Origin of the sequence: Pseudomonas sp. P7548 (assembly GCF_013386585.1) — a bacterium.
In the GTDB taxonomy this organism is placed as follows: Bacteria; Pseudomonadota; Gammaproteobacteria; order Pseudomonadales; family Pseudomonadaceae; genus Aquipseudomonas.
Genome location: NZ_JACARO010000013.1, coordinates 100,633 through 121,360 on the forward strand (window position 1 = coordinate 100,633; position 20,728 = coordinate 121,360).

Below are 20,728 nucleotides of genomic sequence, written 5' to 3' on the forward strand. Positions count from 1 at the left end.
GAATGCGCTGGATCAGTCAACCTATCTGTGACGGGTACACCGCATTCGCGAGCAAGCCCGCTCCCACATTCGATTTGTGTTGTACGTAGCGGGGTTATTTACCGCCGGTAATCTGCTTCACCAACTCCGCATGCCCCTTCACATCATCCCCACGGGAAATGGCCTGGATCACCAGCAGGTGATTCCCCGAACCGCCGAGGAACGTGGAGTTCAGCGTCTTGCCGCCGCCCTGGGTGGCGGTGCTGTCGACCTGGCGCAGGCCCAGGCCCTTGAAGGTCAGCTTCTTTTCGCCTTGTTTCTTGAAGTCGGGCAGGGCGGCACTTTGGTCCTTGATAAACCCGGCCACGGCGCCATCGAGGAACTGGGTGTCGTTGTCCTGGATGGTGACCCCATCTTTACGCGCGGTTTCGGCGACGATCACCACGCTTTTGGTGGTCTGGTTGGCGTACAGCGTGCCCTGGGTGTCAGCAGTGCCGTCTTCGGCCTTGCCGGTGGGCAGCGTGTCGGCCACATACGCCTTGGGCAGCTTGAAGGTGAACTTGCCGCCCAAGGTCGAGATGGTTTGCGTGTCGGCTTTCTGTGGTGCGGGTTTGCTGGCCGCGAAGGCAACGCTTGCACTGAGCGCGAGGGCCAGCAGGGCGGCGGTCTTGGTGAGGGTGGCCATGTAGCGCTCCAGAGATGAACGAAATTGCGGCGTATTCTGTCAGAAATTTCGCAATATCGTTCATCTGCCGCCTCACACCTTATCGGACTCCTCCTCAAGCCGGTCCATCTCAAACAGCCGTGCCAGTTCTGCCCGGGCTTCCTGGGCGGTTTGCATCACCTTGGCCGCGTCGTCGTATACCGCGTGCTGGGCGGCCAGCACTTGCAGGTCGTGGTTCTTGAAGCGGGTGATGCGTGCATCGGCCTGGGCCTGGGTCAAGCCGAGGCCGACCAGGGTACGGCGGCTCATTTCCAGGCTGGAGTAGAAGGTTTCGCGCACCGGTGATGCGTCCAGGTCCACCAGGCGGTGAACGTGCTGGCGGTTGCGGGCGCGGGCGATGATCTTCATGTGCGGGTAGAGGTTGCGCACCAGCTCCGCCGTCTTGATGTTGATCTCCGGGTCGTCCATGGCGATCACGAAGAATTCCGCCTGGTCGACCTTGGCCGCATGCAGGATCTCAGGGCGTTGCGGGTCGCCATAGAACACCGGCATGCCGCCGAAACTGCGGGTCAGCTCGATGGTTTCCACCGAGGTGTCCAGGGCGATGAACGAGATGTTTTGCGCACGCAGAATTCGCGCGACGATCTGGCCCATGCGACCCATGCCGGCGATCACCACGCGGGGCGCATCGCTTTCGATGGTGCGGTATTCCTCGGGCACTTCCACCGGCTTGGCCTTGGGCTTGAACAGCTTGGGGCACACCAGCAACAGCAGGGGCGTCACCGCCATGGACAGGGTGATGGTCAGCACCAGCACGTCGTACAGGTGAGGGTCGAACAGGCCCTGGTCGCGGCCGATCTTGAACACCACGAAGGCAAACTCACCGCCCGCCGCCAGCACTACGCCCAGGCGCAGCGCGCTTTCGCGGTTGAGGTCGCCCACCAGCCGGCCCACGGCGTACAGCAGGGGCAGCTTCAGGCCGATCAGCAGCAGGGTCAGGCCGATCACCACCAGCGGCGCACTGAGCAGCAGGCTGAGGTTGGCGCCCATGCCCACGCTGATGAAGAAAAGCCCCAGCAGCAGGCCCTTGAACGGTTCGATCTGGGATTCCAGCTCGTGGCGGTATTCAGAGTCTGCCAGCAGCAGGCCGGCGAGGAATGCGCCCAGGGCCATGGACACACCCACCAGTTCCATCAGCCAGGCGGTGCCGATCACCACCAGCAGCGCGGTGGCGGTGGACACTTCACGCAGGCCGGTCTTGGCCACGATGCGAAACACCGGCCGCAACAGATAGCGCCCGCCGATGATCACCACCGCGATGCTGCCGAGAATTTGCAGCACATGCTGCAAGCCTTGGGCCTCTGTGGTGGGGTGATCACTGCCGGCCAGCAGCGGCACCATGGCGATCAAGGGGATAGCGGCGATGTCCTGGAACAGCAGGATCGCGAAGGCCAGGCGGCCGTGGGGCTGGTTGAGCTCCTTGCGCTCGGCCAGGCTTTGCAGGCCAAACGCGGTGGACGACAGTGCCAGGCCCAGGCCGAGCACGATGGCACTGTTCCACGATTGGCCAAACAGCCACAGCGCCACCACGCCCATCACCAGGCCGGTGAGCAGCACCTGGGCCAGGCCGACGCCAAACACCGCCTTGCGCATCACCCATAACCGCTTGGGCGACAGCTCCAGGCCGATGATGAACAGCAGCAACACCACGCCCAGCTCGGAGAACTGCGCGACACTTTGCGGGTTGCCCACCAGGCCCAGCACCGACGGGCCGATGATCACACCGGCGAACAGATAGCCCAGCACCGCGCCCAGCTGCAGGCGTTTGGCCAGGGGCACGGTCAGCACGGCGGCGAGCAGGAACACCACGGCTGCTTGTAACAGGTTGCCTTCATGGGGCATTGCGAACTCCAGGATCGTTGAAGCGGATCAAAACAGGGGCTATTAGAGCGCTTTTTACATTTCGAAAAATTGTATTTTTGCCGCGTGCAGCGATGGGTGTGGGGTGGAATCCCATTTCTGCTGGGCATTTACGAAAGTATTAATACCATTTAATACAATGACGTTTTCGAGGGTCGACTACCGTTTTGGCACACAGGATCTGTTGTTGTCACTGTCAATTTCTACCTCGGTTTCTGATCAAAGCCGAGTTCCTTAAGCCGCCCGGAAGGGCGGTTTTTTTTTGGAATTTTTTGAATCCTATTCAATGAACCCTACGAGCACCGGGATTGCGGAAGCAGGTGCGTGCTGAAGAATGTACAAACAATTTGCCTAGGAACCTGGGTGGCGACAGAGGCCGCCGTGATCCTAAAGTTATGCCCTTGAGTTTATATTCCTTGGGTGGCATATTTGCATGGTCTGGGACATTGAATACACGGATGAATTCGGAGACTGGTGGGGCGGTCTTGATGCACGGGAGCAATCGTCGGTATCTGCCAGCGTTGACCTGCTTGGGCTTTTTGGGCCGGGCCTGCGTTTTCCCCATAGCAGCGATATCAAGGGCACTCGACATGGCAACTTGCGCGAGTTGCGCGTACAGCATGCAGGTCGGCCTTTTCGGGTGTTGTATGCATTCGATTCCAGGCGGTGTGCCGTTCTGTTGATTGGCGGCGATAAAACTGCACAGCACCGTTGGTACGACGTGCACGTTCCCATGGCAGAAAAGCTGTATGACGTGCATTTGGAAACATTGCGTAAAGAGGGCCGTAACCATGGCTAAAAAATTCGCTGACCTTCAAGCGTGCATGACGCCTGAGGCGCGCGCCGATGCCGAGCAAATACTGCGTCAGCACCTGAAGGAAATGCCGTTGCATGAACTGCGCAAGGCGCAGCAGTTGAGCCAGGAGAGCCTGGCCAAAGCGCTGAACATCAACCAGGCGGCAGTCTCCAAGATGGAGCGTCGCACTGACATGTACATCAGCACCTTGCGTGATTACATCCGCGCGATGGGAGGGGAGCTGGAAATTATCGCAACGTTTCCGGATGGCCAGGTCAGGATCGACAACTTCGCCTGCTAGAGGCGCAACCGTGATGGGCAGGAGCCCGGCCTGAGTGCCGGGCTTTTTGTTGCCTGGCGTTCTGTCGGTATTGTGCAGCTTGGTGGACAATAGCCGTCACTCCCCACCCGCGGAATCGCCCCGTGAACCAACTTCTCGCCATGCGTGCCTTCGTCCGTGTCGTCGACACCAGCTCTTTCAGCCGGGCGTCCGACCAGTTGGCGCTGCCACGTTCCACGGTCAGCAAGCTGATCACCGACCTGGAACAACACCTGGGCATCAAGCTGATGCACCGCACCACCCGCACCTTGGCACCCACCGCCGAAGGGCTGGAGTACTACGGGCATGCACGGCGGCTGGTGGCCGAGCTGGATGAGGTGGACAGCCTGGCCCGTGGACAGGTCCTCACGCCCCGTGGGCATCTGCGGGTGGATGCGCCGGCGTCGTTTGCCAATTGCCTGTTGATTCCGGCGCTGGTGGATTTTCATCGCGAGTACCCCGATATCACGGTTGCCCTGGGGATCAGTGACCGAGCGGTGAACATCGTCGGGGAGGGGGCCGACTGTGTGATCCGGGCCGGCAAGCTGGAGGACATGGGGATGATCGGGCGCAAGGTGGCCGACCTGGAATACCTGACCTGCGCCGCGCCCAGCTATCTGCAGCGCCGTGGCCTGCCGATTTCGCCCCAGGACCTGGAGCAGAACCACCTGCGGGCAGGGTATTTTTTTGCAGGTTCCGGCAAGCCTGAACCCCTGATCTTCGAGAAGGGTGAGCAGCGCATTGAAGTGGGCGATTGCGCGTTCTCGACCAACGAAGGCAACGGGCTCAAGGAAATGCTGCTTGCCGGGCTGGGCGTCGGGCAACATTTCACATCGATCGTGCAGTACTACATCGATGCGGGCCAACTGATCAGCGTGTTGCCGGACTGGTCACGCCCGGCCACGCCGCTGCACATCCTTTACCCGCCCAATCGTCACCAGAGCGCGCGGCTCAAGGTGTTTACCGAGTGGGTGATCCGCACCTTCGGCGTCAAGGAATGATGGCCGTCACCCGGATCTCCACGCGCATGGTCGGCAGCCCCAAGGTGTCGACGCCGACCTGGGTCCAGATGGGCGCATGGTTTGGCATGTAGCGGCGGTACTGTTTGACCATTGCCTCGTTGACTTCGGGCGGGAAGCCGCCGACGTGGTAGGAGTTGACGTGAATCACATGCTCCCAACCGGCGCCTGCGCTGGCGAGGGTTCGCTCCAGGTTGTGGAAGGCCTGGGCGATTTCTTCGGCCAGGTCGGTGGGGATCTGGAACTCATCGTCCCAGCCTCCCTGGCCTGAGGTTTCAATGCGATTGCCGACTTTCACCGCCTGGGAATAGTGCAGGTGCTCGCGCATGTAATCGCCATAACCTGGGGTGACAAAGAATTCGGGCGTGCTCATGGGGTGACCTCGAGTCAATGGAAGACCCGGTGAATCCTAGTGAACACGCAGCAGCGGAAAAATCCCGGTTTCCTGCCATGACTGTCTATCGGTGTGCACAATCGGGCGCCACGCGCGGAGCCGGCTTGCGGTAAAGGCCGACGCCCAGGCCGGTGATGATGATAGCGATGGCGACCCACTCGACGGTGCTGACCTGTTCGCCGAGGATCAACACGGAACTGGCGATGCCGAACACGGGAATCAGCAGCGACAGCGGCGCTACGGTGGACACCGGGTAGGCCTTGAGCAGCGAATTCCAGCCCCAGTAGGCCACGTGCGTGGCCAGGTACACCTGGAACAGGATCGACAGCACGGCGGTCAGGTCAAGGCTGGCCTGCACCTGGGCGAACGACGCGCTGCCGTGCAGCCACCAGGCCATGAGCCCCAGCGGGATCGGCGGAAACAGGCTGGCCCACACCATGAACGAGAAGATCTCCTTGACCCCCGATTGCTTGATGATCACGTTGCCCACGCTCCAGGCGAGGGCGCTGAACACGATCATCATGACCCCCAGCACCGCATGCTCACCCTGCTGTGTGGCGATGATGCCGCCCAGTCCAATCAGCGCGAGCAGGGCGCCCACCCACTGGGTGGCGCGAATTTTTTCGTTGAACAACACGCAGCCCCAGCCCAAGGTGAAAAACACGCTGAGTTGAATGATCAGCGAAGCAATGCCCGGGCTGACGCCGACCTGGATGCCGTAATTGATCACGCCCCACATGCCCAGGCCGAAGATCACGCCGTAGGCGGCGACATAGCCGAAGTTGACGCGGGGGCGCTTGATGAAGAACACCAGGGGCAAGGCGGCGAGGGCAAAGCGGATGCCCGTGAGCACAAAGGGGTCGATCGAGCGCAGGCCCAGTGTTGTGATGGGAAAGTTCAAGCCCCAGATCAGCGTGACGAGTACGGCCAGAGCGAGGTGTTTCTTGTGCATGGGAAATCCTTGGGGCAGGCAGGGCTGTTCGATTGCCCACAGGTTAGGGCGCTGCCGAATGGCCCGCTTGCTATGTCGGGCCATGCTTTGACATTATCGGGCCATGATTCCGACCTTTGATGCCCATGTTCCCGAAGCGCTGGTCACCCTGCGTGAATACCCGTGCGGTACCGTCTTCCCACGGCACACCCACCCGCGTGGCCAGTTTGCGTATGCCTCCACCGGCGCACTGAAGATGTTCACCGACCTCGGCAACTGGGTGGTCCCGCCGCAGCGGGCGATCTGGGTGCCCGCCGGCGTGCCTCATGAGATGCACATGCGTGGTGAGGTGGTGATGCTCAACACTTACCTCGACGACCAGGCCACCGAGCGCGCCGGTTTGCAGGCGCGTTGCCAGGTCTTCGAGGTATCGCCACTGCTGCGCCATCTGCTGGAAGCGGCGCTGGCATTCGAGCCCTCGGCGCCTGCCAGTGAGCGACAGCGCTGTGTGCTGACGCTGTTGATCGACGAAATGGGCGCCATGCCCGAGCTGCCCCTGAGTGCGCCGCTGCCCGGCGAACCACGCCTGGCCCAGGCCTGCCAGCGCTTTCTGGAGGCACCCACGCAAACCATCTCACTGGATGAAATGGCCACCTGGTCGAATATGAGCCGGCGGACCTTCACCCGTCATTTTCTCGAAAGCACCGGCATGACTTTCGTGGCCTGGCGCCAACAGGTCTGCCTGTTGGAGGCCACGGCACGCCTGAGCCATGGCGCTTCCATCACGGCGGTGGCGTTGGAGTTGGGGTTCAGCAGTTCCAGCGCCTTTACCTCGGTGTTCCGGCGCAACCTGGGCGAGTCGCCGGCGCGCTACCTGGCTAAGTCGAAGGCGGCCGCGTTGTTCTGAATCTTCAACACGTCGGTCAGGATTCACCTCTTTTGCGGCCGCGCTTTGGTAGTATCGCCCTCCATCGTCACCAGGAGTCACCGGCCCATGCAACACCAGTGGGATGAAATGCACCGCACCCGCAAGCCCACCTTTGTATTGTGCGGCGAGCCCCAGGGGGATGTGCTCAATCTCTACGTTCACGGTTACTCGGCGTTCTTTAACCGCCAGCAATTGGGCAGCTTCAAGGACCAATTGGCGAGCATCGAAGGCTCGACCAACCTGATGCTGTTCTGGCCGGCGGGGCATTTCCTGGAGAACCTGTTTGCCCCGTTCAAGGAGGTGATAGGTTCGATACTCGGCGGCGGAGGCCTGGGCGCGGCCACCGTGGGCGTGGGCAAGGCCATCGCGTATTTTCTCGACCACTACAAAAGTGTCGAAGCCCGTGTCGATGAAGTGGCCAAGACCCTGTTGCCCGAGCTGGCGGGTTACCTGCACGCCGAAGCATTGCCAGTGCGGCGCATCAACCTGATCGGGCACTCCCTGGGCGCGCGCATCCTGGTCAAGAGTGTGCTGGCTCGTCCGGATATCGCCCGTGAGCTGCCGTTGAACAATCTGCTGTTGATGGGCGGTGCGATTTGTACGTCGAGCCCTTGGGACGAGGTGTCTGCGCCGCTCAAGGGGCGCGTGATCAACTGCCATTCCAGCAAGGACTGGGCGCTGGCGATGAAACCGGACACCGAGCGCTGCATCGGCCGTTATGCGATCCCGCTGACCCCGGCGCTCAAGGCCAAGGTGACCAATGTGCACCTGGCCACCTTCGACCATGCCGCGTACTGGCCGCAGTTGAAGACGGTGGTGCAATACACCGACCTGCTGCAGGAACGTCGAGGCCTGATTCGCTCTGATCAACGCAGTGTCGAAGTGCGGTTTGCCGAGGAGGACGTGGAGTTGTTCCCGGCGCTGGTGCAGGCCCGCCCTGAAGAACTGAAGTTTCTCGCCGAGCTGATGGCGCAAAAGCGCAGCGCGTCGATTGATGCCAGCGTGCGCGAACCGTTGAAGCTGGCGATCGAGTTGCAGCGCATGGGCGGCGACACGTTCATGAACCTGGCCCGTGGCCATGGCGTGAGTTATCGGCAGATCGCCGAAGATGTGGCGCAGCGGCTGGGCATCAAGTTCGATGAGCCGCTCGACAGCGTCGCGCTCGCAGACATCGAGGCACAGGTTGCGGAAACACTCATCGAGCAATACAAGGACAAACTCAACCGCGCCGACCGCCAGGCCTTCGACGCCGAACTGAAGGCGGCGGCGCAGAAAGAGCAGGGTGTGTTCAATCGTTTCGACGTGGGCCGTTCGGCGACAACTGCCTTGAGCGGCACGGCCCTGGCGGGACTCACCGGGTTCATGCTGCGGCGCGGGGCGGCTACGGCCATTCCGGTGGTGGGCCAGGCCCTGGCGGCGGCGATGTTGCTGGTGAGTGGTGTGCGGGCGTTTTCCGGCCCGGCTTACTCGATCACCACCCTGGCGGTGCTGGTGGTGGGTGTTATTCGCCAACGCATGGAGCGCGAGGCGTTGAACCAGGAGATGGACCTGGTGGTGCAAGTGGTGGAGGCGTTTGACCTGCCCCGGGACACGGTGATGCGCACGGTCGCGTCCGACTGATAAGCTGTTTCCCTGTCTTGTGTGTTTGCCTGGGATACCGCGTGAAATTCAGCCTGCCGAAAATCGCTACCGCCCCGTTCTGCCCGCCGGAAGTGGCCGGCTCCGTCGCCGTCGACCCCAAGGCTTCGTTTTTCAAGCGGATGCTGATGTTCGCCGGCCCCGGCCTGTTGATCTCCATCGGCTACATGGACCCCGGCAACTGGGCCACCGCCATCGAGGCGGGTTCACGCTACGGCTACAGCCTGTTGTTCGTGGTGTTGCTGGCCAGCCTGGCGGGCATGGCGGTGCAGTGCCTGTGTTCACGGTTGGGCATCGCCACCGGCAAGGACCTGGCGCAACTGTCGCGCGAGCGCTACAGCCAGCGCTCGGCCCGCACTCAATGGGTGTTGGCGGAAATCTCGATCATCGCCACCGACCTGGCCGAGGTACTGGGCTGTGCCCTGGCGTTTCACCTGCTGCTGGGCGTCTCGCTGACCACTGGCATCGTCATTACCGCCTTCGACACGTTGCTGATCCTGGCCCTGCAAAACCGTGGCTTCCGTCGCCTGGAGGCAATCATGCTGGCGCTGGTGGCGACCATCGGCGTGTGTTTCTTCATTGAACTGGTGCTGATCAAGCCGTACTGGCCGGACGTGCTCAGCGGCTTTGCGCCATCCTTGTCGGCCATCAGCGATGCTGCGCCGCTGTACCTGGCCATCGGTATTCTGGGTGCCACGGTGATGCCCCATAACCTTTACCTGCACACCTCGGTCGTGCAAACCCGCCTGATCGGCAAGGACCTGGCCAGCAAGCGGGACGCCGTCAAGCTGGCACGGATCGACACCATCGGCTCCCTGGCCCTGGCCTTGCTGGTCAACGCTGCGATCCTGGTGCTCGCCGCAGCCGCCTTCCACAACACCGGTCATGCCGATGTGGTCGAGATCCAGGATGCCTACCAATTGCTCGATCCCCTGGTGGGCGGCGCGTTCGCCAGCATCCTGTTCGGCATCGCCTTGCTCGCCTCCGGGCAAAGCTCCACCTTCACCGGCACCATCGCCGGCCAGGTGATCATGGAGGGCTACCTCAACCTGCGGATTCCCTGCTGGCAACGCCGTCTCATTACCCGCGGGCTGGCGCTGATCCCGGCGTTCCTCGGCGTATGGCTGATGGGCGACGACGCGATTGGCAAACTGCTGATCCTCAGCCAGGTCGTGCTCAGCCTGCAGCTGCCGTTTGCGCTGTACCCGTTGATCCGCATGACCGGTGACGAGCGATTGATGGGGCCGTTCGTGAATCGCTGGCCCACGAAGCTGTTGGCGTGGTTTTTGTTCGCGGTGATCAGTGGGGCGAATGCCTGGTTGATTGGGCAGTGGGTGTTTTGATCGTTTGACTGGCTCACCGATCCCAATACGGCACCGTCCCAAAACACTCCACGAAATAATCAATCACCGTGCGCACCTTCAGCGACAGCCGGCGGCTGCCCGGCCATAGCGCGGCGATCTGCTGCGGCTCCAAGGTGGTCGCCACTTCGTATTCGGTCAGCACCGCCTGCAAGGTGCCCGCGCGCAGGCCTTCGCCGATCAGCCAGGACGGAAACACCACCAGCCCCAGGCCTTGTTCGGCGGCGTGGGTGAGGGTGTCGGCGTGGTTGCCGGTGATGGGGCCTTTCACGCTATACGGGGTCCAGTCGCCCTGGTCACGGCGGAAGAACCAGCGTTGCTGGCCGGTGATGCCTTTGTAGGCCAGGCATTGGTGGTGGGCCAGCTCGTCGGGGTGCCGGGGTGTGCCATGCCGGGCCAGGTAAGCCGGGCTTGCGGCGATGCGAAAGCGTTGGGGGGCGAAGATGCGCGCCTGCATGCTGGAGTCGTTGAGCACGCCGATGCGAAACAGCAGGTCGGTACCGTCTTGCAGTGGGTCGACGTAGGTGTCGGTCTGCTGGATATCCAGCTGCAACTTCGGGTAGCGCCGGCACAGTTCGCCCAACCATGGCGACAAGTGGCGCTGGCCAAACACCATCGGCGCGTTGATACGCACCAGGCCGCTGGGTTCGCGCTCCTGTTCCTGCAAGGCCTGGCTGGCGCTTTCCAGTTGTTCGAGCATCAAGCGCGCATGGCGCCCGAGCACGCGGCCGGCTTCGGTGGGGCTCACGGCGCGGGTGTGGCGGTACAGCAACTGTTGGCCGAGCGCTTGTTCCATCAACTGGATCTGCCGGGAGATGGAGGAGGGCGCCAGGCTCTCGCGGCGCGCGACCTCAGAGAAGCTGCCGTGGTCGAGTACCGCGACAAACAGTCGAAGCGCCTTGAAACTCAATTCATTCAAGCCTTGCATCATGCTCTCCAGGCTGTGCGCTTTGCGCAAAGGTGTTGTCGGCATGCTCCCATTTATCGCACAGAACGGCCACCGGATAATGCGCGCCATGTTTCCTTTCTTTGATGCGCAGGTGATGTATGCAAGCGAGTTCCATGGCGGGTGTGGCTTCGGCCACGCCGAAAAAAAACCTGTTGCGGCTGCTGTTGTTGCCGCTGGTGATCTTGGCGGGCATGGGCCTGTCAGTAGAGGCCGGGCTGCTCGGTCCGTTGGGTGTGCAGGTAGGCCACTTATGGGCAACCCTGAGCATTTTCGGCGTCGGTTCGGCGATTTTGTTTCTGTTGCTGCTGTTCAGCGGCCCGCAAAAAGGCCCGGCGTTGACCGACTTGCCACGCTGGCAGTTGATCGGCGGGTTCCTGGGGCCGATGTACGTAGTGGTGTTGACCCTCGCCACGCCGCACATCGGCATTGCGATGACCATGATCGCAATCCTGTCGGGGCAGGTGGGCAAGAGTGTGTTGATCGACCACTTCGGCTGGTTCGGCACCCAGCGCAAGCGGGTCAATGGCGAGCGCTGGATTGCCCTGGCGTTGATTGTGGCGGCACTTGTTCTGATTGCACGAGGGTAAGGCGATGAATCTGATTCTGTTGTTGGTGCTGGTGATCGCAGCGGGTGCTGTCTTGAGCGTGCAAGCCGCGATCAACGGGCGTTTGGGCCAGGCGGTCGGCGTGTTGCGCAGCAGCTTGCTGACCTTTGCGGTGGGCGCTATCAGCACGGCACTGCTGATTTTCTTCTTCGAACCGGCCCAGGCCATCAGCCTGCTGGACGTGCCGAAATGGCAGCTCACCGGTGCCTTGTTTGGCGTGGTGTACATGATGGTGATGGTCGGCGCGGTGCCTGTGGTGGGCACGGCCGTGGCGACGGTGGCGGTGATCGTCGGGCAGCTGGGCATGGGCATGCTGATCGATAATTTCGGCTGGCTGGGCAACCCGGCCATCGAACTGTCGGGCAGCCGTCTCCTGGCGATGCTGCTGTTGGCGCTGGCGCTGGTGTTCATGTACCGCAGCAATAGCCGTCTGGCCGATTAATGGCGCTGAACCCTGATGGCTTGCCTATAGTCACTGCTTAAGGTGTGGCGCCCGCTGCGCCTGGACGACCATGAAAAAGGAGTCTGACTATGGCTGATAAAACCTGTGCCTGCCCCCATTGCAAGTGCGTACTGGGCAAAAATGCGGTGATGAAGGACGGTAAAGGCTATTGCTGCAAAGGCTGCGCCGAGCACCATGCCCATGGCGAGCCCTGCGCTGCGGCGACGGGCTGCGAGTGCGCCAAGTCGGCCCACGGCTGAAACCTGTAAAAATCCGCTCGGATTATCCGGTGGCGGTCATTACCATGGCCGCTCACCCTTGATCGATGCCTTCTTCATGGCCCTGGCCGCACCCCCTGACCTCTCTGATCACGCCGTCCCCGTGCAACCGTTGGCGCGCACCTACCCGCGTGGGTTGTATGTGGAACCCCACAGCCACGATTGGGGCCAGTTGCTGTATGCCATGAGCGGGGTGATGTGGGTCGAGACGCCCCGCGAAGCCCTGGTGGTGCCGCCGCAGCGTGCGGTGTGGCTACCGCCGGGGGTGGAGGATGGGATCCGCGTGGTTTCGGACCTGCAGATGCGCAATATCTACCTGCGCCCGGCGTTGGCGGCGACGCTGGACAGCCAGGTGCAGGTGATCGAGGTGGGTGGGTTGTTGCGCGAGCTGATCGTCACCCTGGTCGATCAGGGCGATAACGGCGAGCCGGCGTATTACGACGCGGTGGTCAGCCTGGCCCTGTTGGAGCTGCAACGGGCGCGCCGTTCGCAGATCCGCATCGCCATGCCAGTGGAGGCCGACCGGCGACTGGTGAATGCCTGCCAGGCGGTGATGGCGGCGCCGTCCCTGGAGATCCCGTTCGAACAGCACGCCGAAGCCGCCGGTGCCAGCGTGCGCACCTTGTCGCGCCTGTTCCAGACCCACCTGGGCATGGGCTTTGCCGAATGGCGCCGCCAGGTGCAACTGGCCACGGCGGTGGCGGAGCTGATCCAGGGCCAGTCCGTCAGCGGCATCGCCCGCTCCCTGGGGTACTCGCCCAGCAGTTTCAGCGACATGTTCCGTCGCGCGCTCGGCGTGGCGCCTTCGCAGTACGTGGGTTGAGGGTTTGGCCGAAATCCTGAAGCACTTGGCCGATGCTGCAGCAATGGGCTCTCTACACTGAGCCCATCCACCCAACTGGCATGACCCCCATGAACTACCTGATTTCCCTCGCCATCGGCCTATTGGTCGGCGTGATCTACGGTGCCCTGGATTTCCGTTCGCCCGCGCCACCCGCCATCGCCCTGGTGGGCCTGATGGGCATGCTGCTGGGCGAAAAGCTCTGGCCCGTGGGCCGGCAGCTGGTCAGCGGTTGGTTGTCCTGAATTCCTTCCCTCCTTTCGATGGATATTGGCCATGAAAGCACTGCAATTTTCCGCCACCGGCGACCTTTCTTCCCTGCGCTTTGTCGACGTCGCCACCCCGGTGCCCGCTGCCGGTGAGGTACTGGTGCAGGTCAAGGCGGCCGGCCTGAACCCCAGCGATGTGAAAAACGTACTTGGCCGCTTCCCGTACACCACGCTGCCGCGCATTCCCGGGCGTGACTTTGCCGGCGTTGTGGTGGACGGCCCGCAAGCACTGATCGGCCAGGAAGTCTGGGGCACTGGCCGCGACCTCGGTTTTTTTGCCGACGGTTCCCACGCCCAATACCTCACGGTGGCCGCCGAAGGCGTGGCGCATAAACCGACCCACCTGAGCTTTGCCCAGGCCGCCAGCCTTGGCGTGCCGTACACCACCGCCTGGGATGCCCTGGCGCGCAGTGGTGTCACCCAAGGCACGCGGTTGCTGGTGATCGGCGCGAACGGGGCGGTCGGCAGCGCAGCGTTGGCGCTGGCCAAGATACTCGGTGCCGAAGTGTTGGGCGCGGTGCGCAAGGCGGATCAGGTCCAGGTGCTGAAGGCGCAAGGCTTTGACGCGATCACCCTGGGTGAGCCGGACGCCTTGGGCGCGCAGGTGAGTGCAGTGTTCAAGGGCGGCGCCGATGTGATCTTCGACACCACGGGTTTCTGGCTACCGGCGGCGGTCGCTGGCTTGGCGCCGTTCGGGCGTATTGCAATCATCGCCGCACCGGTTGACGGCCACGTGCAATTGCCGGCGCTGGCCCTGTACCGCAAGGGCGGTTCGGTGGTGGGGATCAATTCATTGCTCTACAACTGCCAGCAGTGCGCAGTGATGCTGGAGCAGTTCGGCGGCTTCTTTGACGAGGGCTTGCTGCCCCTGCCGAGCGGCCTGCGCGAAGTGGCGCTGGCCGACGGTTTGCAGTGCTATGAGGACGTGAACAGCGGCAGTGCGGACAAGATCATCTTCCTGCCTTGATACAGTCAATACGGTGGGAGCGGGCTTGCTCGCGAATGCGCAGTGCCAGTCACTGAATCTGTTACTGATAGACCGCATTCGCGAGCAAGCCGGCTCCCACAGTTTGATCTTCACTAGGCCTCGGGGACGCCTTTTTCCCAGGCCGACCAGTTCTTCAGAATCGCCTGCACCAGCGGGTTGCCTGTGCGGTACAGGTTCTCCAGCGCCGGTACAAAGCCGCCCTGGTCTGCGTATTTCAGCAGGTTGTCCACTTCGCTGTAGCCAGGGTACGGCCGGTCGAAGTCGGAGCCGGCGCGCACCACCGCCAGGCGCTGGATATCCACCAAACCTTCACGGCTGGCACGCAGCAGGGCTTCATAGGTGGAGTTGTCTTCCTGCTGGGTGGTGCAGTACTCGCCCTTGTTGTCCGTCAGCAGCTTGGTCCAGACCTCGGCGCGCTCGCTCAGGCGTGTGCCGGAGAACCAGGTATTACCTGCCAGGGTGTCGCAGCGGGTGACCTGTGGCGGCTGGTTGGCCGGTGCCGCCGGGTAGTGCTTGCGCCAGGCGCTGGATTCCTTGCTTTCGGTCAGTTCGACTTTCTGCGACAGGGCAAATGCCTTGGCCTGCAACTTGGGGTTGAGCTCAAACACTTCGGTCTTGTAGTCCAACGGTGGTTTTTCGTTGGGCCCCTTGGTGTTGATGCCGATGTAGCCGGTCGGCCAGTCCTTTGGCGCGTCCCGCGAATCCAGCTCCCACTGGGTGCCGAATTCCACCAGGTAATGGGCCCACGCGGCTGTGCCGATAGTGCCGTGTCTAGGGCTGATACCCGCGATCCCGGCGATCAAGAAATAACTCTGGCGCAGGTCGAACTTGGGCGACAAGGCCAGCGCCAGGGTGGATGCGGCGGCATTGGTCTGGCCCATGCCGGTCACCAGCAGGCACACGTCCTGGGTGTTGCAGCGAATCACCGGGTATTCGGCGGACAAGCCCGGCACACGGACTTCACGCTTGAGTTCCAGGCGATCGATCCAGGTTTGCGCCTCGGGGGCGAACATGGTGATCAGCATCACTTTGGGCTTGATCGGCGCCGGCGTATCGGCCAACACCGCAGGGGCCAGCAGGGCCAGGCCCACGGCAATCGAGAGACGGGTAAACGCGTTCATGTAAAGCTCCTTGATCAGAATTGGTAACCCACGCCGGCGTAGTAACCCCAGCCGTCGGAACGGGCGCGGAAGTTGCCCTCGCCGAAATTCAACTCACTGCCATCCTCCCAATTGCCGCCGTTATGGAAGTAACGGCCGACCAGGGTAAAACGCAGGTGGGTGAACGAGTACAGCAGCACGTTGGTGGCCACCACCGAGTTGGCGGTACGCGCCGGATTGTCCTTGTGCAGGTCCGAGCCAAAATCGTAGTTAGTGAAGCCGATGTAGGTCAGCGAGGCGCCGTTGTCGAAGCTGCTGATGGGCACGATGTACTTCATCTGCGCGCGGTAGCCATCCCACGAATACTCGTTGCTGGCGCCATAGTTTTCCCACTGGTAACGGCCATAGAAGTTCGCCGACAGGTTGACCCGCGAGTGGGTGTCGATGTCGGTACCCAGGCCGCTGTACAAGGTGTTGGCGCGGTTGGCCTTGTTGCTGCCGTGGTCGTAGATCCAGTCGAACGCCACATACCATTCCTTGAACGGCCCGATCGCCAGGCTGCGGCCCGCCAGGTAGTCGATGGAGATGCGCGGTTCGTGTTCCATGAACACCGGCGAGCCATGGTCCCACACGCCTTTGTCATTACTGTTACCGATGCCGAGGATCTTCGGCACATCGATGTAGCCGTACAACTCGAACGGCCCCTTGCGGCCGAAGTACTCGTATTCCAGGTAGACATCATCCTGGGGTTTGGGGCCGAAGCTGATGTCCTTGCTGCCGATCAATGTGAGGTCCTGGTTGAACCATTCCGACAGATAGACGCCTTTTTTCGCCGGGCTGGCTTCAGGGTTTTTCGTGTCGGGGCTCAGGGTTTCGCCCTGTGCTGAGTCATCGATGGGTGTTTGCTGCGCCAAAAGGGGGGCGCTGAGTACTCCCGTAACGGCGGCCAGTAGCAAAGAAACACCAAGGGAAGCAGGACGCCTTGAGGTGGGGTGCATTGAAAATCCCTATTCGTACGCGGTTTGAACCCGATTCTTCGGGTAAAGGTGAACCTGGTTGCCAAGTTCGTTCCGCAAACGTTTGCACAGGCTGTACCAACTTCTCTCAATCGGTTGATCAGCTTGAAAAAAATTGGGATTAGTCGACCTTTTGATCAGAAATGACTGGGTGTCATTTTTTCGATGCGATTGAACAGGTGCATCGCGGTTTCGCGCCGGTATTCGCTCGGCGTCTGGTTCATCTCGATGCGAAAGTGCCGGTTGAAATTGGACAGGTTGGCGTAGCCCACTTCAAAGCAGATGTCCGCCACCGACATATCGCTTTGCAGCAACAGCCGGCAGGCGCGTTGCACGCGGAACTTGCGCATCAGGTCGATAAAGCCGTGGCCGGTGTTGCGCTTGAAGAAGCGCGAAAACCCCGGTTCGCTCATCTCCAACTGTTGGGCGATGACCGACAGGCGCAAGTCGCCGGTGAGTTCACGCATCAGGTAATCAAAGGCTTTGTTGATCCGCTCGGCGCTGCGCGCGTCCAGGGTCGGCGCGTAGCAGGGGCTGGCGAGTGCCTGGACGTGCTGCGCGGGGGCGTTCTTCAGGGTGTTCAGCAATTGCAGGAACAGGATCAGCCGTTGCAGGCCGTGGGCCTTGCCGATGGCTTCCATCAACTGCGCCGCCTGTACGGCGGTGTCGCCGCTGAATTCCAGGCCGCGCCGGGCGGTTTCGAACAATTGCTGCAAATCGCCGAGTTCCGGCAGGGTCTTGCGCAGGGCGAGGAGGGCGGCGCCGTCGAATTGCAGCACCACGTCGCGGCCGGTCAGGTACTCGCCGGGAGCCAGGTCGCCGATCCAGTCATGGGGCAGGTCCGGGCCGATCAACGCCACATGCCCGGCACTGAAGGCGCCGATGTAGTCGCCGGCCACCAGCTTGCCGCTGCCTTGGCGGATCAGGTGGATTTCGAATTCGGGGTGATGGTTCCAGCGCGCCAGATCAAAGGGGTAGTCGTGTTCGAACCAGCGGAAACAGTGGTCCGGCTCGGGCAGGATCACTTCGAGTTCGGCAGGGCGGTGCTCGAACAGCTGGGCGCGGCTGACAGGCATGATGCGGCCTCTGGGTGGGCGTGGACTCGCTTCAACATACGCGCCCCGCACGGGTAAGCGCTACCCTCGGTTTCGCCCGGCACTGATACTTTTTTGATCCGTGCCGCGAAGTTAAAAAAGTATCAGTCGGGCATTCGCCATTCGTTTGTGAGGGGGTGGGCAAGCTGCTGTAATCAGGCCTCGACAACAAAAACAACAGGTGGAAACCGCCATGTTCCAGATCTGCAAAGGTAAGCTCCCGCAAGCGTTGTTCCTGCTTTCCGGCCTGGCGCTGGCCATGCCCAGCCACGCCGCCGACACCGTGACCATCGCCACGGTCAACAACAGCGATATGATCCGCATGCAGCGCCTGTCCAAGGTGTTTGAAGAACAGCACCCGGACATCAAGCTCAACTGGGTGGTGCTGGAAGAAAACGTGCTGCGCCAACGCCTCACCACCGACATCGCCACCCAGGGCGGGCAGTTCGACGTGCTGACCATCGGTACCTACGAAACCCCGTTGTGGGGCGCCAAGCATTGGCTGGAACCGCTGACGCAACTGCCGGCCGCGTACGACGCTGACGATATTTTTCCCTCGGTACGCCAGGGCCTGTCGGTCAACAACACCCTGTATGCCTTGCCATTCTATGGCGAAAGCACCGTCACCTATTACCGCACCGACCTGTTCAAACAGGCCGGCCTGAGCATGCCCGCGCACCCGACCTGGACCCAGCTCGGCGAATTCGCCGCCAAGCTCACGGCAAAAGACAAAGACCAATACGGCATGTGCCTGCGGGGCAAGGCCGGCTGGGGTGAGAACATCGCCTTGCTCAGCACCATGGCCAATGCCTTTGGCGCGCGCTGGTTCGACGAGCAGTGGAAGCCCGAGCTGACCAGCCCCGAGTGGACGGCCGCCGCCAACTATTACGTCAACACCCTGAAAAAATACGGCCCGCCTGGCGTCTCCAGCAACGGCTTCAACGAAACCCTGGCGCTGTTCAACAGCGGCAAATGCGCAATCTGGGTCGATGCCAGCGTCGCCGGCTCCTTCACCACCGACAAGAGCCAGAGCAAGGTCGCCGACAGCGTCGGTTTCGCCGCCGCGCCCACCGAGGTTACCGACAAGGGCTCGTCCTGGCTGTACGCCTGGTCCCTGGCCATTCCAGCCACCTCCAAGCACAAGGAGGCGGCCAAGGCGTTCATTACCTGGGCAACATCGAAGGATTACATCCAACTGGTCGCCGATAAAGAAGGCATCACCAACGTACCGCCAGGCACCCGCCAGTCCACCTACAGCGACGCGTACTTGAAGGCCGCGCCGTTTGCCCAGGTAACCCTGGAAATGATGAAGCACGCCGACCCTGCACACCCGTCGGCCAAGCCGGTGCCGTACGTGGGCATTCAATACGTGACCATCCCTGAATTCCAGGCGATCGGCACGTCGGTGGGCAAGCTGTTTTCGGCGGCGCTCACCGGTGGCATGTCGGTTGACCAGGCGTTGCTCGAAGCCCAGTCCACCACCGAACGCGAGATGAAACGCGCCGGCTACCCCAAATAATTCCCAAGGACACGAACGTCATGAATCGACTGGAAGGTAAAAGCGCGTTGATCACCGGGTCGGCGCGCGGCATCGGCCGCGCCTTTGCCCAGGCCTATATCGCTGAAGGCGCCACTGTTGCCATCGCCGATATCAACCTGCAACGGGCCCAGGCAACCGCCACTGAACTCGGCCCCAAGGCGTATGCCGTCGCGATGGATGTGACCGACCAGGCCTCCATCGACGGCGCAATTGCCGCCGTGGTGGCCCACGCGGGCAAGCTGGATATCCTGATCAACAATGCCGCGCTGTTCGACCTGGCGCCCATCGTCGACATCACCCGCGACAGCTATGAGCGGCTGTTTTCGATCAACGTTGCCGGCACGCTGTTCACCCTGCAGGCGGCCGCGCGGCAGATGATCAGCCAGGGCCACGGCGGCAAGATCATCAACATGGCCAGCCAGGCCGGGCGCCGGGGCGAACCGTTGGTGGCGATCTACTGCGCGACCAAGGCGGCGGTGATCAGCCTCACGCAATCGGCGGGGCTCAACCTCATCAAGCAGGGCATCAACGTCAACGCCATCGCCCCGGGCGTGGTGGATGGCGAACATTGGGACGGGGTGGATGCACTGTTCGCCAAGCATGAAGGCTTGGCGCCTGGCGAGAAGAAGCAGCGGGTGGGGGCCGAGGTGCCGTTCGGGCGCATGGGCACGGCAGAGGACTTGACCGGCATGGCGATCTTCCTCGCCTCGAAGGACGCCGACTACGTGGTCGCCCAGACCTACAACGTCGACGGCGGCAATTGGATGAACTAAAACCGTACGTCGATCAAAAATGTGGGAGCGGGCTTGCTCGCGAATGCGTAGTGTCAGTGGCTGAATCTGGGACTGTTACACCGCATTCGCGAGCAAGCCCGCTCCCACAGATGATCTTCGGTGTTTTTAAATCGCGTTACTCGGCGAAGCTGCGATCGAAGAAGTAGATCTCACCCGGTTTCAGCGCCGCCACCGTCGCCTGCGGCCGGCCACCGTCACCGTGCTTTTTACGCCCCGTCTCCCGCAAATACCCCGCCTCAGTCAGCTTCAACAACCGCTGGCGAATACTGGTCTTCAACACCGGCCGCGCCAGTACCAACGAAAAGATCGCGGTCGCCTCCGGTGCACTGAACTCCTCACCCAAAAACATCAGCGGCAAGCTGCTGTACAGCGATTTGGACAGCAGCCGCTCCTGCACGGCCGCCACGATCAGGTTGTGATCGAACGGCAGCTTGAGGCTGCCATCCGCCACGTCATCCAGGGAAAACCAGGCCTGATGCTCTCCCAGCGCCACCTCGTCGGCGACGATCGCCAGGTAATAGGTCGACGACGACCAGCAGCGTGGGTCGCGAAACGCATCCCCCACCGTGCCCACTTGCTCGCTCCAGGCCAGTTCCAGGCCGACCTTGTCACTGGCGCGCAACCGTTCCACCGCATCCTTGAGGCTCAGATCTTGCACGTCGCCATTGACCACCACGCCTGGCAGCGCCCAATGCCCGGCGAAGGGTTCGGCGTCGCGCTTGTTGAGCAGCAGTTTCAGCTCGCCCGTGGCGCGGCAGTAGAACAGCACGCACAGGTCGACGGTGTGGAGGTAGGCGTGAAGGGGCATCGGGCAGTCCTTGTGAACAGTGGCGGGGCACAGTCTAACGGATAGAGCAGATATG

The 20,728-nt window shown here is 62.0% G+C and carries 23 protein-coding genes; 14 read left to right on the forward strand and 9 right to left on the reverse strand.

The genetic code is table 11. The features are described from left to right. Window positions 1–94: 94 nt before the first annotated feature. Complete coding sequence (locus HX803_RS06675) at window positions 95–664, reverse strand: hypothetical protein (RefSeq protein WP_178919717.1); 570 nt, start codon at window positions 662–664, stop codon at window positions 95–97. 72 nt (window positions 665–736) lie between these two features. Next, window positions 737–2,545 (reverse strand): monovalent cation:proton antiporter-2 (CPA2) family protein, encoded by a 1,809-nt coding sequence (locus HX803_RS06680; protein WP_178919718.1) that lies wholly within the window; start codon window positions 2,543–2,545, stop codon window positions 737–739. Window positions 2,546–2,996: 451 nt separating this feature from the next. Here HX803_RS06680 and HX803_RS06685 point away from each other — a divergent pair, with 451 nt between their 5' ends. The 3 genes from HX803_RS06685 (at window position 2,997) to HX803_RS06695 (ending at window position 4,679) form a co-directional block, all read left to right on the forward strand. After that, window positions 2,997–3,362 (forward strand): type II toxin-antitoxin system RelE/ParE family toxin, encoded by a 366-nt coding sequence (locus tag HX803_RS06685; protein WP_178919719.1) that lies wholly within the window; start codon window positions 2,997–2,999, stop codon window positions 3,360–3,362. Next, entirely contained in the window at window positions 3,355–3,660 is a 306-nt protein-coding gene (locus HX803_RS06690; protein WP_178919720.1) for an XRE family transcriptional regulator, read from the forward strand. Before HX803_RS06685 ends, HX803_RS06690 begins: the two co-directional genes overlap by 8 nt. A 122-nt stretch (window positions 3,661–3,782) precedes the next feature. Then, the gene (locus HX803_RS06695) at window positions 3,783–4,679 is read left to right on the forward strand and encodes a LysR family transcriptional regulator (RefSeq protein ID WP_372339897.1); all 897 of its coding nucleotides are present in this window, start codon (window positions 3,783–3,785) and stop codon (window positions 4,677–4,679) included. Here the strand turns inward: HX803_RS06695 and HX803_RS06700 are convergent. Beyond that, complete coding sequence (locus HX803_RS06700) at window positions 4,669–5,070, reverse strand: RidA family protein (RefSeq protein ID WP_178919721.1); 402 nt, start codon at window positions 5,068–5,070, stop codon at window positions 4,669–4,671. The two genes, HX803_RS06695 and HX803_RS06700, sit on opposite strands and share 11 nt — an antisense overlap. Before the next feature lie 85 nt (window positions 5,071–5,155). Beyond that, entirely contained in the window at window positions 5,156–6,043 is an 888-nt protein-coding gene (locus HX803_RS06705) for an EamA family transporter (protein ID WP_178919722.1), read from the reverse strand. A gap of 103 nt (window positions 6,044–6,146) precedes the next feature. Between HX803_RS06705 and HX803_RS06710 the strand changes: the two genes are divergently transcribed. The 3 genes from HX803_RS06710 (at window position 6,147) to HX803_RS06720 (ending at window position 9,931) form a co-directional block, all read left to right on the forward strand. Next, window positions 6,147–6,929, forward strand: coding sequence for a helix-turn-helix domain-containing protein (locus HX803_RS06710; RefSeq protein ID WP_178919723.1), 783 nt, complete (start codon window positions 6,147–6,149; stop codon window positions 6,927–6,929). An 87-nt stretch (window positions 6,930–7,016) separates the two neighbouring features. Then, window positions 7,017–8,570, forward strand: a complete 1,554-nt coding sequence (locus HX803_RS06715) for a DUF726 domain-containing protein (protein ID WP_178919724.1) — start codon at window positions 7,017–7,019, stop codon at window positions 8,568–8,570. A 41-nt stretch (window positions 8,571–8,611) separates the two neighbouring features. Beyond that, entirely contained in the window at window positions 8,612–9,931 is a 1,320-nt protein-coding gene (locus HX803_RS06720) for an Nramp family divalent metal transporter (RefSeq protein WP_178919725.1), read from the forward strand. A gap of 13 nt (window positions 9,932–9,944) precedes the next feature. Here HX803_RS06720 and HX803_RS06725 read toward each other — a convergent pair whose 3' ends face one another. Continuing rightward, complete coding sequence (locus HX803_RS06725) at window positions 9,945–10,877, reverse strand: LysR family transcriptional regulator (RefSeq protein ID WP_176996563.1); 933 nt, start codon at window positions 10,875–10,877, stop codon at window positions 9,945–9,947. Between the two features lie 119 nt (window positions 10,878–10,996). On the opposite strand from HX803_RS06725, the gene HX803_RS06730 reads away from it, so the two are divergent. The 6 genes from HX803_RS06730 to HX803_RS06755 all read left to right on the forward strand — a co-directional run bounded on the left by HX803_RS06730 (window position 10,997) and on the right by HX803_RS06755 (window position 14,300). Continuing rightward, complete coding sequence (locus HX803_RS06730) at window positions 10,997–11,485, forward strand: DMT family transporter (RefSeq protein WP_178919726.1); 489 nt, start codon at window positions 10,997–10,999, stop codon at window positions 11,483–11,485. A gap of 4 nt (window positions 11,486–11,489) precedes the next feature. Continuing rightward, on the forward strand, window positions 11,490–11,945 hold the full coding sequence (locus HX803_RS06735) for a DMT family transporter (protein WP_178919727.1): 456 nt from the start codon (window positions 11,490–11,492) through the stop codon (window positions 11,943–11,945). 89 nt (window positions 11,946–12,034) lie between these two features. After that, window positions 12,035–12,205: a metallothionein gene (locus HX803_RS06740; RefSeq protein ID WP_178919728.1), complete on the forward strand. Its 171-nt coding sequence runs from the start codon at window positions 12,035–12,037 to the stop codon at window positions 12,203–12,205. A 76-nt stretch (window positions 12,206–12,281) separates the two neighbouring features. Next, the gene (locus tag HX803_RS06745; RefSeq protein WP_178919788.1) at window positions 12,282–13,046 is read left to right on the forward strand and encodes a helix-turn-helix transcriptional regulator; all 765 of its coding nucleotides are present in this window, start codon (window positions 12,282–12,284) and stop codon (window positions 13,044–13,046) included. 89 nt (window positions 13,047–13,135) lie between these two features. After that, window positions 13,136–13,309 (forward strand): DUF1427 family protein, encoded by a 174-nt coding sequence (locus HX803_RS06750; protein ID WP_176996559.1) that lies wholly within the window; start codon window positions 13,136–13,138, stop codon window positions 13,307–13,309. A gap of 31 nt (window positions 13,310–13,340) precedes the next feature. Further along, window positions 13,341–14,300, forward strand: a complete 960-nt coding sequence (locus HX803_RS06755; protein ID WP_178919729.1) for a zinc-binding alcohol dehydrogenase family protein — start codon at window positions 13,341–13,343, stop codon at window positions 14,298–14,300. A gap of 113 nt (window positions 14,301–14,413) precedes the next feature. On the opposite strand, the gene HX803_RS06760 is transcribed toward HX803_RS06755, so the two are convergent. The 3 genes from HX803_RS06760 to HX803_RS06770 all read right to left on the reverse strand — a co-directional run bounded on the left by HX803_RS06760 (window position 14,414) and on the right by HX803_RS06770 (window position 17,513). Further along, complete coding sequence (locus tag HX803_RS06760; RefSeq protein WP_178919730.1) at window positions 14,414–15,442, reverse strand: purine nucleoside permease; 1,029 nt, start codon at window positions 15,440–15,442, stop codon at window positions 14,414–14,416. 14 nt (window positions 15,443–15,456) lie between these two features. After that, window positions 15,457–16,419 carry a nucleoside-specific channel-forming protein Tsx gene (locus HX803_RS06765; protein ID WP_178919731.1) on the reverse strand — a complete coding sequence of 321 codons (963 nt, stop codon included), beginning with the start codon at window positions 16,417–16,419 and terminating at the stop codon, window positions 15,457–15,459. A 155-nt stretch (window positions 16,420–16,574) separates the two neighbouring features. Then, on the reverse strand, window positions 16,575–17,513 hold the full coding sequence (locus tag HX803_RS06770) for an AraC family transcriptional regulator (RefSeq protein ID WP_178919732.1): 939 nt from the start codon (window positions 17,511–17,513) through the stop codon (window positions 16,575–16,577). 277 nt (window positions 17,514–17,790) lie between these two features. Here HX803_RS06770 and HX803_RS06775 point away from each other — a divergent pair, with 277 nt between their 5' ends. Together HX803_RS06775 and HX803_RS06780 are read left to right on the forward strand one after the other, a co-directional pair. After that, the gene (locus HX803_RS06775; RefSeq protein ID WP_372339898.1) at window positions 17,791–19,050 is read left to right on the forward strand and encodes a sugar ABC transporter substrate-binding protein; all 1,260 of its coding nucleotides are present in this window, start codon (window positions 17,791–17,793) and stop codon (window positions 19,048–19,050) included. Between the two features lie 20 nt (window positions 19,051–19,070). Continuing rightward, entirely contained in the window at window positions 19,071–19,844 is a 774-nt protein-coding gene (locus HX803_RS06780) for an L-iditol 2-dehydrogenase (RefSeq protein WP_178919734.1), read from the forward strand. Between the two features lie 136 nt (window positions 19,845–19,980). On the opposite strand, the gene HX803_RS06785 is transcribed toward HX803_RS06780, so the two are convergent. Further along, a complete protein-coding gene (locus HX803_RS06785) occupies window positions 19,981–20,673 on the reverse strand; it encodes an NUDIX hydrolase (protein ID WP_178919735.1) in 693 nt (230 codons plus the stop codon). Between the last annotated feature and the right edge of the window lie 55 nt (window positions 20,674–20,728).

Bases quoted from the DNA above. Each gene is read 5' to 3' on its own strand.
- HX803_RS06760 (WP_178919730.1), bottom strand. From the start codon at position 15,442: ATGAACGCGTTTACCCGTCTCTCGATTGCCGTGGGCCTGGCCCTGCTG.
- HX803_RS06705 (WP_178919722.1), bottom strand. From the start codon at position 6,043: ATGCACAAGAAACACCTCGCTCTGGCCGTACTCGTCACGCTGATCTGG.
- HX803_RS06685 (WP_178919719.1), top strand. From the start codon at position 2,997: ATGGTCTGGGACATTGAATACACGGATGAATTCGGAGACTGGTGGGGC.
- HX803_RS06715 (WP_178919724.1), top strand. From the start codon at position 7,017: ATGCAACACCAGTGGGATGAAATGCACCGCACCCGCAAGCCCACCTTT.
- HX803_RS06710 (WP_178919723.1), top strand. From the start codon at position 6,147: ATGATTCCGACCTTTGATGCCCATGTTCCCGAAGCGCTGGTCACCCTG.
- HX803_RS06730 (WP_178919726.1), top strand. From the start codon at position 10,997: ATGCAAGCGAGTTCCATGGCGGGTGTGGCTTCGGCCACGCCGAAAAAA.
- HX803_RS06675 (WP_178919717.1), bottom strand. From the start codon at position 664: ATGGCCACCCTCACCAAGACCGCCGCCCTGCTGGCCCTCGCGCTCAGT.
- HX803_RS06780 (WP_178919734.1), top strand. From the start codon at position 19,071: ATGAATCGACTGGAAGGTAAAAGCGCGTTGATCACCGGGTCGGCGCGC.
- HX803_RS06700 (WP_178919721.1), bottom strand. From the start codon at position 5,070: ATGAGCACGCCCGAATTCTTTGTCACCCCAGGTTATGGCGATTACATG.
- HX803_RS06770 (WP_178919732.1), bottom strand. From the start codon at position 17,513: ATGCCTGTCAGCCGCGCCCAGCTGTTCGAGCACCGCCCTGCCGAACTC.
- HX803_RS06785 (WP_178919735.1), bottom strand. From the start codon at position 20,673: ATGCCCCTTCACGCCTACCTCCACACCGTCGACCTGTGCGTGCTGTTC.
- HX803_RS06765 (WP_178919731.1), bottom strand. From the start codon at position 16,419: ATGCACCCCACCTCAAGGCGTCCTGCTTCCCTTGGTGTTTCTTTGCTA.
- HX803_RS06680 (WP_178919718.1), bottom strand. From the start codon at position 2,545: ATGCCCCATGAAGGCAACCTGTTACAAGCAGCCGTGGTGTTCCTGCTC.
- HX803_RS06690 (WP_178919720.1), top strand. From the start codon at position 3,355: ATGGCTAAAAAATTCGCTGACCTTCAAGCGTGCATGACGCCTGAGGCG.
- HX803_RS06750 (WP_176996559.1), top strand. From the start codon at position 13,136: ATGAACTACCTGATTTCCCTCGCCATCGGCCTATTGGTCGGCGTGATC.
- HX803_RS06735 (WP_178919727.1), top strand. From the start codon at position 11,490: ATGAATCTGATTCTGTTGTTGGTGCTGGTGATCGCAGCGGGTGCTGTC.
- HX803_RS06740 (WP_178919728.1), top strand. From the start codon at position 12,035: ATGGCTGATAAAACCTGTGCCTGCCCCCATTGCAAGTGCGTACTGGGC.
- HX803_RS06745 (WP_178919788.1), top strand. From the start codon at position 12,282: ATGGCCCTGGCCGCACCCCCTGACCTCTCTGATCACGCCGTCCCCGTG.
- HX803_RS06775 (WP_372339898.1), top strand. From the start codon at position 17,791: ATGCCCAGCCACGCCGCCGACACCGTGACCATCGCCACGGTCAACAAC.
- HX803_RS06725 (WP_176996563.1), bottom strand. From the start codon at position 10,877: ATGCAAGGCTTGAATGAATTGAGTTTCAAGGCGCTTCGACTGTTTGTC.
- HX803_RS06755 (WP_178919729.1), top strand. From the start codon at position 13,341: ATGAAAGCACTGCAATTTTCCGCCACCGGCGACCTTTCTTCCCTGCGC.